Below are 12,945 nucleotides of genomic sequence, written 5' to 3'. Positions count from 1 at the left end.
CTCAACCACTCAATCGTTCATGCAACAGCGGATTGTAGGCTGTCGTCATACCACCCTCAAATACAAGAGAATAGCGTCCTACCCCGCCCCACCCAGACCTGAGGCATTTTGCGCACAGGCCAAATAAATAATTTCCTGACAAATCAATTAGTTAAAGATCAAAAAAGGGGTTGACCTCGCCAGGAGTGCTCTATAATATACGCGCCATCTCAACGGCACAGCCGAAAAGATATTCCGCCTTAGCTCAGTTGGTAGAGCAAATGACTGTTAATCATTGGGTCGCTGGTTCGAGCCCAGCAGGCGGAGCCAAATTTCAAAGCGCAGCTTAATTTGCGCTCTATAAGTTAGATTAAATTCCGCCTTAGCTCAGTTGGTAGAGCAAATGACTGTTAATCATTGGGTCGCTGGTTCGAGCCCAGCAGGCGGAGCCAAACAAAGACCCCGCATAGCATGCTATGCGGGGTTTTTTCTTATTCACCTTCTTCATACTTCACCGCACTTCCCTCACCCCATGGGCAGAATGGCTTTTACCTATATTCCACCCTAGGGCTTACAAGCCCCCAAAATCAGGAGCTCACCTAACAGCTTACCTGGCAAGCTAGTGCAAGCCGCCCTCACTGGTAACAAGAAGACGCTCCACCGTGGCCATTTTTATCTGGGGCTTCACAGTGCGAGACCGGGACCAAACAGCATCGACCAAACCTTGCTTTGAGGTGTAACCACTTACCGCCTCAGACAAAATCTGATGAACCCTTTCACAATGATGCTCTAAGCAAGCCTGCCTCAACCCCGCAATCAATCGCCGCAAGACCCCAGGTTCCAAGAACTCTTCTTCCGCACGCATTATCATCGAGTGGTCAGTGCCCAACACATTGTCACCGAGTAGTAGCTCTTCATAGAGTTTTTCCCCAGGACGTAAACCTGACACTTGAATCTCAATATCCCCATCAGGATTTTTATCATCCTTCACAGAGTGTCCCATAACCCGAATTAGCCGCTCAGCAAGGTCATATATAAGGACTGGCTCCCCCATATCCAGAACGAATACATCGCCATTGCGCCCCATATTGCCTGCCTGCAATACAAGCTGAGCCGCTTCGGGGATAGTCATAAAGTAACGCGTTACTTTTGGATGGGTTACAGTGACAGGACCGCCCGCATTAATCTGATCCGTAAACAGGGGTATCACCGAACCCGAAGACCCCAACACATTGCCAAAGCGCACCATGCAAACCCGCATTTGAGTAGAGCGACGCCCATAATCCTGGCACACCAACTCCGCGAAACGCTTGGTAGCCCCCATTACGTTCGTAGGGCGTACAGCCTTATCGGTGGAGATCAGCACAAACTGCTCCACTTTAGAACCCTCCGTGGCCTCCAGAACCGACAACGTGCCCAGCACATTATTGTCCGCCCCCAGAACAACATTTTGCTCAACCAGGGGAACATGCTTGTAAGCGGCAGCGTGATAAATGGTATTAACCGAAAAGCCTTTAATGATATCGGCCATCCGAACCCCATCCCGAACATCACCAAGCAAGGCTGTGACGCGGAGCTGATAACCCTCATCCAGTTGCTGCTGACGAAGCTCGCGCTCGATTTGATAAAGCGCATACTCTGAAGATTCCACCAACACCAAATGAGCCGGGCCCCACTGGGCAATCTGTCGGCAAAGCTCCGCCCCAATAGAGCCGCCAGCGCCCGTTACCAGCACTACTTTGCCGCTGATAGAGCCGGCTATCAAAGCCTTCTCAGGCTCCACCGGAGCTCTACCTAAAATATTTTCATAGGTTTGGGACATGTCCTCGGTTCGACCTGCCGCATCAACCAGCTCCTCCACACCAGGAATAGCCTTGACTACCAGCCCCTGATCACGAAGCCCTCTCGCTATCTCTCGACGCCGGCGCTTAGGGACACCAGGCATCGCCAGCAACACCTCAGCAATATCAAGCTCAGCGACCACATCAAGTATGCTTGAAGGGGAGTAGACCATAACACCATCAATCAAGGTCTTTTGCTTTGAGGTGTTATCATCAAAAAAGGCAACCGGCTTGTAGACCTCACCGTGAAGCAGGGCCTTGTAAACTTGCAGGCCAGCAGTACCAGCCCCATAAATTGCCACTCGCGTTTTATGAATTTCCAACGCCATTTGATAGTAAATTCGGACGAGCCACCGAGCCCCCCCTACTGCTATCAACGCGAAACACCAGTAAATTACGGGAACCGAGCGAGGGACACCTGCGGTCGTCAAATAAGAGGCAACCGCAAGCAGAATTGAGGATGCGGTAACTCCCTGGAGCACAGCAATAACCGCTTTCTGCCCCATATAGCGGATAACTGTGCGGTAAAGGCCAAGCTTTAAAAATATTAAACTGCTAGAGCAGATCGTAATAATCAAGCAACCCAGCATTGGGAGTGTTACGGCTTCAGCTAATCCATTCAATCGAATTGCCATCGCCATAAAAAAGGCAGCACTCAGCATTGCCAAGTCAAACAGCAACATCAAAACCGGCTTCCTAGCCCTCTCCAGCTTTCGCCAAATTCCCATCACAGGATTACCCCATACATAAAAATCAACCAATCCGTGGCGCCAATTAAAAGCGACCGTTGAAATCAAGTTGCCGCGAAAGCAGAAAAAGTGAACGCCAGGACAGAGGCTGCGATCATCAGAATCAGCTGCAGGTAAAGCGCTTTTGCCACCCCGATACGAATAGCCAAGCGTTGATAAAAATGTTCTCGATGCGCCTCCCACCAACGCTGCCCGCTAGCCATTCGCCGCAACAATGTAATGCTGGCATCCACCCAAAAAGGGCTAAAAACAATGATTGGAAACCATAACTCAAAGGCCCCTCTCTGCCATCCAAATAAGCTTAAGGTAAACGCCGCCAAGCCAATGCACGTCGACCCTGCATCTCCCAAGAAAATTTGCGCAGGAGGCCAGTTAAAGCGCAAGAAAATTAATGCGCACACAACGAATAAGACACACACCCCTGCCAACTCCCAGTCTTCCACCAAGAGGAATGCCAGACAAAGAGATGAGAAGCCAATCACGGTCATACTGCCAGCAAATCCATCTATACCATCCATAAAGTTGTATAGATTGATCATCCAGGCCCCGCCCAACACAAAAAGGGGAAGCCACCACCACTCCAGCCCTACAGGTAGCACAAGAACAACCATCAAAGCAGCAATCAACTGGAAAGCCAAACGTACCTTCGCCGCCACATGCCTAATATCATCCATGGCAGATACGGCAAGGAGCAACACAAAAGACATATAAACAGGTAACGGGAGGGAAGCAGGCCCTACAGCTATGCCCAGTCCGCAGCCCGCCAACAGTGCCCATCCGCCTGTGCGCGGAATTGGAGCGCTGTGCATTGAACGGTGATTAGGAACATCTAAAGCCAAATTTCGCATGCGCAACAGCAAGACAAGCGTCACGCCATAACTCAGAGCCCCTCCAACTAGCAAGGGAAGCCACCAAGCTGACATCGGATCCACTAAACCTCTCTCCTCAATGCTCTACGATTGGCGTGAGATAGCGCCAACACTAAAAACTCAAATAAGTGCTGACGCCAAATTCACAGCAGAGGGGGTGATTGAACCCTCTCTCTAACCCGATTAAGCAAATAGGTAGACATAGACCCCTTACCCACTCAGCAAAGAAGACCTTAATCCACCGCTAGTCAGAAGCAGCTACAACCGAATGCGCTCACGATTCTTATCCAGGGTGGCCGCCCCAATCCCTTTGACATTTAGAAGCTGATCCAAGGATGTAAAGGGTCCATATTGTTCCCGATACTCGATAATCAACTGCGCCTTAGCCTCACCAACTCCAAGAAGCTTGCCAGCAAGCTCCTCAGCAGATGCACTGTTTACATTGACCTCAAAGGCAACTTGCTGCTCACTCTCAGCCCCATCGGCAAATACTACTGATGAGGAAAGAAATGAAAGTGCAATAGCTAACAGCAAAGAAAGTAATGAATGAGTTTTAATCATGTTCGACTCCCAGTGAAAGTGTTCTAGTTTCACATTGGGACAGCTCTACCTCCCCAAGCCGGGACATGATACCAACAGGTCAAACAACACTTTGCCCGAGGGCTATTACACTACATCACACCCGGTCTAGGCAAACAAACCTTAATTTCCTGCAATTTCAGTCAATATATCTTGAAGGGCGACCATGGGATTCTTTGCTGCAGTAATAGGTCGACCTATCACCAAGAGGTCAGCACCTTGATCCAGCGCCTCAGAAGGGGTGAGAGTCCGTCGCTGATCGCCGGCATCACTGCCCGCAGGACGAATTCCCGGAGTCACCAGCTCAAAGTCGGGGCCGCAAGCCGCTTTTAACGCTTCAGCCTCACGGGCAGAGCAGACCACGCCATCGAGACCACAAGACTGTGCTTGTGTAGCCAGATTTAGCACCTGCTCCTGAAGCGGTTTAGCAACCCCAGTGGCAGCCAGCTCTTCCGGGGTGGTACTGGTCAATACAGTAACTCCAATCAACAATGGCTTGCGAGCACCAAATTCACTCAGAGCATCTACAGCCGCCCTCATCATGCGCTCTCCACCACTAGCATGCACATTCACCATCCAGACCCCCATGCGCGCAGCCGCCTTAACCGCCGCAGCGACAGTGTTGGGAATATCATGAAATTTCAGGTCTAGAAACACCTCAAACCCACGGTCCACAAGGGCACGAACCAGGTCGGGCCCAGCAATAGTGAAAAGCTCCTTGCCAACTTTTACCCGACAAAGCAACGGGTCTAACTGGTCAGCCATGGAGAGCGCGGCATCAGCGCTGTCATAGTCAAGAGCAACAATAACTGGGGAGGAGACTTGAGACTGCAAAGAAATACCTCTTAAGGATTAGGTTATACGGTGGCCGAGGGAGCTGATCACTCACCCTCGATCCCTTTGACTGACCGGACAGAATCCCAGTGCTTACAACTGGGGCACAACCAATGCAACTGGTTACCAGAAAAACCACAGTTGCTACACCGGTAGTGTGGGCGGTTAGCGATCAACTGATCGATAAGCGCTTTCAGTAGGGAGAGATTTTCCCTCGATCTACCCTGCGCAGTACCTATATATAAGTCCAGAAAGCGGCCAAGCCCTCGCAAAGAAGGACGCAGAGCAAGCTGCTTTCCCATAAAAGCTGCAGCGGCAGCTTCGCTATCTTGCTCCTGAATCCTGCTAGTCAGGGCAATCAGCACACTATTTGAAGGATGCTCCTTGAGAAGCGACTCAAGATAGCGGTCCAACCCCTCCCCATCATTAAGTTCCACGTAGCAGGTGACTAACAACTCTAGAATCTCTGGGATATAGTCTGGACTTTGCTTGGGGATCCGCTGCAATACTTTAATGGCATCTCGCTGCTTGCCGAGCAAATATTCGAGTCGCGCCCACAACAGGCAAGCCCTGACCGAACTTCGATCATACCCTAAAGCCGCGTCGAGATGCTTTCGCGCACTCAAGTAGTCTTTACCGGTAATAGCCTCCTCAGCCAACTCACAGCAAAAGTGTGCCTGCACAGGAGCCCAGTCCGCTGACAGTCGCTTAAAGCGGCGGCCATGCAGTAGATTTACAGCATGAATAGCCTTAGCCCACTCTCTCTCATCCCTATAGACTTCTATCAAGTGCTCGAGGCTGGTTGCACGCAGCTCCTGTGAAGTCTCAACCAGCTCTTGTAATAGTCGCTCGGCTCTATCCAACCAACCTGCAGCAATATAGTCGCAAGCCAGCTCAAATTGGGCCTTGTGCTGGCTCTGCCTTGATAGACTAGGGCGCGCCAGCAGGTTTTGATGCACTCTAATAGCCTGGTCGTACTCCCCTCGCCTACGCAAGAGGTTCCCCAAGGCCAGGTGTGTATCGAAAGTGACCGGGCTTACCTCAAGAGAATCAATAAACTTCTCAATAGTGTCATCGGGATGCTCGCTGAGCAAATAGTTGAGCCCCTGAGCATAGGAGCGGGCGAGGGATTGCTCCTGCTCACTAAAGTCAGGCTTTTTCCTGGTACTGCCTCGACCCAGCACCCAACCGATTGCAACGGCAGCCAGTAAAAAGAAGAAATAGGCTAAGTCCAGCAAGTCAGTCTCCGGTAGCCTTATGATGAACAGCCTGGAGTTCGCGCTCCATCTTTTTCAGCTGCTTGTTAAGACCTCGCACGCGGCGACGCTGGGAAAAAATTGGCAAAAGGCTGGCGAGAAATCCGAGCAGGACACCCAGCAGCAACATGCAGATAAGCCAAACACCAACGCTGCCTGACTGCAATGAGTAGCCTGCAATAACCGGGGAGATTACCTGGGAGTTTTCCACCGCGAAATAGATTCCGAGAGCAACGCATACCAGGGCCAGAAGACCGAAAATAAAGTGCATCAGCCAGCGCAGAAATGACAAGGGAACCTCCACGTTCCACTAAAGGGTGACTCTAACAGCCAATAGAATTTTCTGGCGAACGGTACTGCCACTCGAGGAGCCCTACCCCTCTGATCCCGCAAGCCCTAAGATGCAATCATACTTCGATCCCAACCACATCATGCATACTGCGATTGACTCTGTCGCGCAACTCTTTCCCCGGTTTGAAATGGGGTACATACTTACCCGCTAACGCCACAGCATCCCCCGTCTTGGGGTTACGCCCAGTGCGCGGCGCTCGGTAGTGTAGGGAAAAACTACCAAAACCACGTATCTCAATACGCTCACCCTGCGACAGGGAGTCAGACATAGCATCCAACATCACCTTCACCGCCAGCTCTACATCCTTAACTGGCAGCTGATCCAACCTCAACGCAATCCTTTCGATCAGTTCGGACTTGGTCATGCGCTCCGCAACCTTTGTAAGTCATTGATTTTCTGGAGTAGAGCGCCAATCATCTAATAGAAAGCCGGACTGGGCAACCCCAGTCCGGCTTTCGGGTCACTCCAAGCACTAAACTTGGAGCAATGAACACTTAAAGACTATTAATCTTTGTTGCTCATCTGTGCCTTGATCAGGTCACCGATAGTAGCGGGCTGAACCTGCTCAGACTGCTTCTTGCTGTGATCCTTGATGGCTTGCTTCTCGTCGTCCTGATCTTTGGCTTTGATAGACAGGCTGATCACGCGGTTCTTGCGATCCACGCTGGTGATCTTAGCTTCTACTTCTTCGCCTTCTTTCAGAACGTTGCGAGCGTCTTCAACCTTGTCGCGGCTGATTTCAGAAGCACGCAGAATGCCTTCAACTTCATCCGCCAGGGTGATTACCGCTTGCTTAGCGTCTACTTCCTTCACGATACCATTGACGATGCTGCCGCGATCGCTAGTGGATACGTAGTCGGAGAACGGATCGGACTCCAGTTGCTTGATACCCAGGGAGATGCGCTCGCGCTCGGAATCGATGCCCAGGATAACAGTCTCGATTTCGTCGCCTTTCTTGAACTTGCGAACAGCTTCTTCGCCAGCTTCGTTCCAGGAGATATCGGACAGGTGAACCAGACCGTCGATGCTGCCGTCGAGACCGATGAAGATACCGAAGTCAGTGATGGACTTGATCTTACCGGAGATCTTGTCGCCCTTAGCGAATTTACGCGCGAAGGCATCCCACGGATTTTCCTGGCACTGCTTGATACCCAGGGAGATACGACGACGTTCTTCGTCGATATCCAGGATCATCACCTCTACCTCGTCGCCAACCTGGACAACTTTGGACGGGTGGATGTTCTTGTTGGTCCAATCCATTTCGGAAACGTGTACCAGACCCTCGACACCTTCTTCCAGCTCGGCGAAGCAGCCGTAGTCGGTCAGGTTGGTTACAACCGCCTTCACGCGGCTGTTCTCTGGGTAACGCTGCTTGATGGATACCCAAGGATCTTCGCCCAGTTGCTTCAGGCCCAGGGATACACGGCTGCGCTCGCGGTCGAACTTCAGTACTTTTACTTCGATCTCGTCGCCAACGTTCACGATCTCGCTTGGGTGCTTGATGCGCTTCCAAGCCATATCGGTGATGTGCAGCAGGCCGTCGATACCGCCCAGATCTACGAAAGCACCGTAGTCGGTCAGGTTCTTAACGATACCCTTAATGCTCATGCCTTCTTGCAGGCTTTCCAGCAGCGCTTCACGCTCTTCAGAGGTTGCAGCTTCCATTACAGCGCGACGGGAAACCACTACGTTGTTACGCTTGGCATCCAGCTTGATAACCTTGAACTCGAGCTCTTTACCTTCCAGGTGCGCGGTGTCGCGAACCGGGCGAACATCAACCAGAGAGCCGGGCAGGAATGCGCGGATATTGGCAACGTCTACAGTAAAGCCACCCTTAACCTTGCCGCTGATAACACCTTTAACCACTTCGTCAGCTGCGTGAGCTGCGTCGAGGATTTTCCAGGCTTCAGCACGCTTGGCTTTTTCACGGGACAGACGGGTTTCACCGAAACCGTCTTCTACAGCTTCCAGGGCAACCTGTACTTCGTCGCCCACCTGCAGCTCAACTTCGCCTTTATCGTTGGCGAACTGAGCAGCAGGGATAACGCCTTCAGACTTCAGGCCCGCGTGAACGGTTACCCAGTCTTTGTCTACGTCAATTACAACACCAGTAACAATAGCGCCCGGTGCCATTTCAACGCTTTTCAGGCTCTCTTCAAATAGATCAGCAAAGCTCTCGCTCATTACATTACCTATAGTGCTGGGTCCAGCCGTTGGTAACTGTTGAGTTTAGTCAACCGCCAGCCAAGACCCCAACCGCGATGCCAGAACGCGGGTCGGATTACAACAACGGCCGGGCAATTCTGGCAAAACCCGGCCGTTATCGTTAAAAACTCTCTGCTACTGACTTCTGTGGTTCAGGGCGCGATTCGCTTCTGCACCAGTGCCAGCACTTCGTTGAGAACCTCTTCAATCGTCACCCCAGTACTATCGAGCTCTACCGCATCTTTCGCAGGAGCCAGGGGGGACGCTTTTCGGTTCATATCCTGTGCATCACGGGCACGGATGTCCTCCAGCAGGTCGCGGAGGCTAACAGAAACCCCCTTCTCCCGCAACTGAGCCTCGCGCCTTCTGGCGCGCTCTTCTGCACTGGCGGTCAAATAGACTTTGACTGGAGCATCGGGAAATACGGTCGTACCCATATCTCGGCCATCAGCAACCAATCCAGGCTGTAGTCGAAAATCACGCTGGCGTTGCAACAGGGCGGCGCGCACCCCAGGAATGGCAGCGACAGTAGAGGCCGCCATACTCACCCGCTCCATACGAATTTCATGGCTGACTTCGCGCCCCTCCAGCAGGACCTGCAGACAACCATCACTGATCAGAAAGCGAACATCCAGATCTCTGGCAACCTGGGTCAGCGAATCCTCATCGGCCAGATCCACCTCTTTTTCCAAGGCCGCCAAAGCTGCAGCCCGATAGAGAGCACCAGAATCCAAAAGAACAAAGCCCAGCCTATCCGCCAGCAACTTTGCGATAGTCCCCTTACCAGAACCACTGGGGCCATCAATTGTGACGACCGGTGGCAGCTTGTTCGTTTCATTCATATTTTTGTACAACTCAACTTCATTGTAAGCCGCGCAAACCGGCCCCTCCTTAACTCATACCTTAGGTCATGCCAACTGCAGCTTTAGACCTGCACCGACGGCCAGCTCAGCAAAATTTGGAAAGGAGGTCGCCACATTAGCGCAGTGGAGGATGCGAATTGTATCCTTAGCGCGCAACGATGCCACCGCAAAAGCCATCGCAATACGATGATCCCCCAAACTATCCACAGTGCCGCCTGAAAATACAGCATCTTCAGGAGAACCATCGATTACAATTCCATCCGCGGTAGGCTCCGCGCTCACACCCAAGGCAGAAAGGCCGTTAGCCATCGCCTGAATGCGATCACTCTCCTTCACACGCAACTCTTCGGCGCCGGTCAATACCGTCTGCCCCTGGGCACAAGCGGCAGCAATAAAAAGTGCGGGAAATTCATCGATAGCCAGTGGCACCTGATCCTCTGGAATGGCAATCCCCTTTAAAGGTGCATAGCGAACCCGAATATCCGCAACCGGCTCCCCCCCTACAGTACGCTTATTTAAAAGCTCTATATCGCCACCCATGGCCCGCAGGATATTGATAACCCCGTCGCGGGTGGGATTGATGCCCACATGTTCCAGCATCACATCGGCTCCCGGGGAAATAGCCGCAGCCACCATAAAGAAAGCCGCAGAGGAAATATCCGCCGGCACATCAATACGGCAAGCCTTAAGCCTCCCACTACCACGCAAGGTCGCACAGGCGCCATTTCGCTCCACCGCATAACCAAAGCCCTGCAGCATACGCTCGGTATGATCTCGAGTGGGGGCCGGTTCTTCGGTACTGGTCTCACCTTCTGCATAAAGGCCTGCAAGTAGTACCGCAGACTTCACCTGGGCACTTGCCATTGGCAACCGGTAATTGATTCCTGACAGAGGCTTGCCGCCTTTGATCAATAACGGCGGACGCCCCTCAGGGCCAGTCTCAATAGCCGCGCCCATCTCTCGCAATGGGTTGGCAACTCGATTCATAGGGCGCTTAGAGAGGGACTCATCGCCGGTCAGGGTAACGTCGAAGCCTTGCCCCGCCAGCAAACCAGCAAGCAGGCGCATGGAGGTTCCGGAATTGCCCAGATATAGGGGGCCGGGCGGTGCCTGTAAGCCATGAAGTCCCACCCCGTGTATTGTCACTCGGCCCTTGTCCGGCCCCTCAATCACCACCCCCATATCGCGGAAAGCCTGCAGAGTAGCAAGGGCATCTTCCCCCTCGAGGAATCCCTCCACCTCTGTCACACCTTCAGCCAGGGAGCCCAGCATAATTGAGCGGTGAGACATGGATTTATCTCCAGGAACACGGAGTTTGCCACTCACTGCGCCACCCGGCTGGGCAATAAAAGTTACTTCCTTAGCTTGCATAGGTTCTGAATACGCTTGTTTTGCCAACATTTTTGTAAAGTGATCCCGCGCCGCTTTAGCGCGGGTAAAAACTCCCATCAACGCCGAGCTATCACCGGAGGCAATGGCACTGCGCAGGGAGGAGAGGTTGAGACTGTAGAGATCGATCGACTGTAAAATGGCATCCCGGTTGGCCAACATAATGTCCCGCCACATCACCGGGTCGCTGGAGGCAATACGGGTAAAATCGCGAAAACCTCCAGCAGCATAGCGAAAGATATTTTCATTCTCGGCGTCGTGGGCCAAGGTATCCACTAGGCTGAAGGCGATTACATGAGGTAGATGGCTGGTTGCAGCCAGCACCTCATCATGCTCTTCTACCGACATTGTCAGCACCTCAGATCCTGCAGCCTGCCAAGCCTGAGCCACCAAGCGCAGGCGATCGACATCGGTATCAGGAACTGGAGTGAGGATGACACGGTGATCGCGATAAAGGTCATCTCGTGCGGCACTAACCCCGCTCTTCTCAGAGCCAGCAATCGGGTGCCCCAGCACCAGGAAGTTCGGCACCCTGCCCCAGACCTTTTCCGCCGAGCGTTGCACACTTCCCTTAACACTGGCAGCATCGGTAACCGTTACACCTTCGGGCAGATTGTCCTTCAACTGCGCAAACACCGACTCCACCGCCAAGGTTGGCACAGCGATAAAAACCAGGTCTCCCTCCTCCAACAAGTCGAGCGCTTCCGGCAGACTGGTATAGGCACGATCGACCACGCCCAGCTTCTTTGCCTCTTCACAGACTTCCTCTTGGAGTGCGACACCGATCACCTCACGGCAGGCACCCGCCGCCTTTAGGGACAATGCGAAGCTACCACCTATAAGGCCGACACCAACCACCAATAAGCGACCTATATGAGACTTCTCCATCACAGAACACCGCGCGGGTAGGACCCGAGCACTTTCAGGTCCGAGGCACAGGCGCCAACCTCTTTGAGTGCCTCTGCAATATCATCTGTATTCCGGTGCCCTTTGAAATCTACGAAAAATACATAGGTCCAATTTCCAGACTGGGATGGGCGGGTTTCCACCCTGGTGAGATCGATTCCATAACGGCGAAATGGCTCCAGCAAATCGTGCAGCGCACCCGGCTCATTGCGCATAGAGACCATCAGGGAGGTTTTGTCATCACCGCTGGCGGGCACCCGCTGGGTACCAATGATCAAGAAGCGCGTTGAGTTATCCGGTCGGTCCTCGATTTTCTCAGAAAGCACTTTGAGACCATATAATTCGGCAGCCATATCGCCAGCGATTGCTGCAGCGTTCCACTCCCCTTTAACACGCCTGGCCGCATCCGCATTACTGGAAACCGCCACCCTCTCCACGTTGGGGTAATGTGCATCCAGCCATTTTCGGCACTGGGCCAAACTCTGGGCATGGGAGTAAATCCGCGTGATCGATTCAGGGCGGGTCACGTCAGAAATCATTAGATGATGGTGAATTCGCAGCTCCACCTCACCACAGATACTGAGGTTGGAGTTCATAAAGTTGTCCAGGGTATGATTAATCACACCCTCGGTAGAATTTTCCACGGGCACTACACCGTAATTTACAGCGCCGGCTTCCACCTCGCGAAAGACCTCATCAATGGCCGCCAGCGGACGACTCTGCGCAGAATTACCAAAATGCTTCAGGGCCGCCTGCTGGGTAAAGGTACCTTCTGGCCCGAGATAAGCCACTTTGACCGGCTCCTCCAAAGCAAGGCAGGCAGACATAATCTCACGAAACAGCCGTGCCATTTCTTCATCCGTCAGGGGGCCGTCATTGCGCTCCATGGCGCGACGCAGTACCTGCGCCTCACGCTCAGGACGATAGTAGAGCGCATCCTCACCTGTCGCTTTCTTTACTTCAGCCACTTCCAGTGCACAACTGGCTCGCTCGCTGATTAATCGCGCGATCTCTGAATCAATACTATCAATACGATTGCGCAGCTCCAGCAGGCGCTGGTCGCCTCCCACGGTTTCCTCTGTCATCCGCTTTCTACTTTCTCCTGAAGTTAATAATTGTCTAC

General features: G+C 52.7%; 11 protein-coding genes and 2 tRNA genes. 2 read left to right on the top strand and 11 right to left on the bottom strand.

The genetic code is table 11. From position 1 onward, the window contains the following. Positions 1–233 precede the first annotated feature (233 nt). Positions 234–309: transfer RNA gene (locus tag ACJJIV_RS18110), tRNA-Asn, on the top strand. Between the two features lie 46 nt (positions 310–355). After that, positions 356–431 (top strand) — tRNA-Asn (locus ACJJIV_RS18105). Positions 432–598: 167 nt separating this feature from the next. On the opposite strand, the gene ACJJIV_RS18100 is transcribed toward ACJJIV_RS18105, so the two are convergent. From ACJJIV_RS18100 to pheA, 11 genes are all read right to left on the bottom strand, one after another. Beyond that, positions 599–2,548 carry a polysaccharide biosynthesis protein gene (locus ACJJIV_RS18100; RefSeq protein WP_444889842.1) on the bottom strand — a complete coding sequence of 650 codons (1,950 nt, stop codon included), beginning with the start codon at positions 2,546–2,548 and terminating at the stop codon, positions 599–601. Between the two features lie 65 nt (positions 2,549–2,613). Then, a complete protein-coding gene (locus ACJJIV_RS18095) occupies positions 2,614–3,492 on the bottom strand; it encodes an MraY family glycosyltransferase (RefSeq protein ID WP_444891726.1) in 879 nt (292 codons plus the stop codon). A 204-nt stretch (positions 3,493–3,696) separates the two neighbouring features. Next, positions 3,697–3,999: a ComEA family DNA-binding protein gene (locus ACJJIV_RS18090; protein WP_252082368.1), complete on the bottom strand. Its 303-nt coding sequence runs from the start codon at positions 3,997–3,999 to the stop codon at positions 3,697–3,699. A gap of 141 nt (positions 4,000–4,140) precedes the next feature. Beyond that, positions 4,141–4,851 (bottom strand): orotidine-5'-phosphate decarboxylase, encoded by a 711-nt coding sequence (gene pyrF, locus ACJJIV_RS18085; RefSeq protein ID WP_252082369.1) that lies wholly within the window; start codon positions 4,849–4,851, stop codon positions 4,141–4,143. A gap of 47 nt (positions 4,852–4,898) precedes the next feature. After that, positions 4,899–6,089, bottom strand: coding sequence for a lipopolysaccharide assembly protein LapB (gene lapB, locus ACJJIV_RS18080; protein ID WP_444889841.1), 1,191 nt, complete (start codon positions 6,087–6,089; stop codon positions 4,899–4,901). A gap of 1 nt (position 6,090) precedes the next feature. Then, positions 6,091–6,399, bottom strand: a complete 309-nt coding sequence (locus ACJJIV_RS18075; RefSeq protein WP_252082373.1) for a lipopolysaccharide assembly protein LapA domain-containing protein — start codon at positions 6,397–6,399, stop codon at positions 6,091–6,093. 115 nt (positions 6,400–6,514) lie between these two features. Continuing rightward, entirely contained in the window at positions 6,515–6,823 is a 309-nt protein-coding gene (gene ihfB / locus ACJJIV_RS18070) for an integration host factor subunit beta (RefSeq protein ID WP_444889840.1), read from the bottom strand. Positions 6,824–6,963: 140 nt separating this feature from the next. Beyond that, positions 6,964–8,643, bottom strand: coding sequence for a 30S ribosomal protein S1 (gene rpsA / locus ACJJIV_RS18065; RefSeq protein WP_252082377.1), 1,680 nt, complete (start codon positions 8,641–8,643; stop codon positions 6,964–6,966). A 173-nt stretch (positions 8,644–8,816) separates the two neighbouring features. Beyond that, positions 8,817–9,506: a (d)CMP kinase gene (gene cmk / locus ACJJIV_RS18060; RefSeq protein WP_444884295.1), complete on the bottom strand. Its 690-nt coding sequence runs from the start codon at positions 9,504–9,506 to the stop codon at positions 8,817–8,819. 66 nt (positions 9,507–9,572) lie between these two features. After that, positions 9,573–11,804: a bifunctional prephenate dehydrogenase/3-phosphoshikimate 1-carboxyvinyltransferase gene (locus ACJJIV_RS18055; protein ID WP_444889839.1), complete on the bottom strand. Its 2,232-nt coding sequence runs from the start codon at positions 11,802–11,804 to the stop codon at positions 9,573–9,575. Beyond that, positions 11,804–12,907, bottom strand: coding sequence for a prephenate dehydratase (gene pheA, locus ACJJIV_RS18050; protein ID WP_252082383.1), 1,104 nt, complete (start codon positions 12,905–12,907; stop codon positions 11,804–11,806). Before pheA ends, ACJJIV_RS18055 begins: the two co-directional genes overlap by 1 nt. Positions 12,908–12,945 lie beyond the last annotated feature (38 nt).

The sequence above is a fragment of the Microbulbifer mixtoriginis (SeqCode) genome (assembly GCF_052466765.1).
This window is presented reverse-complemented; position numbering and strand designations above follow the sequence as displayed.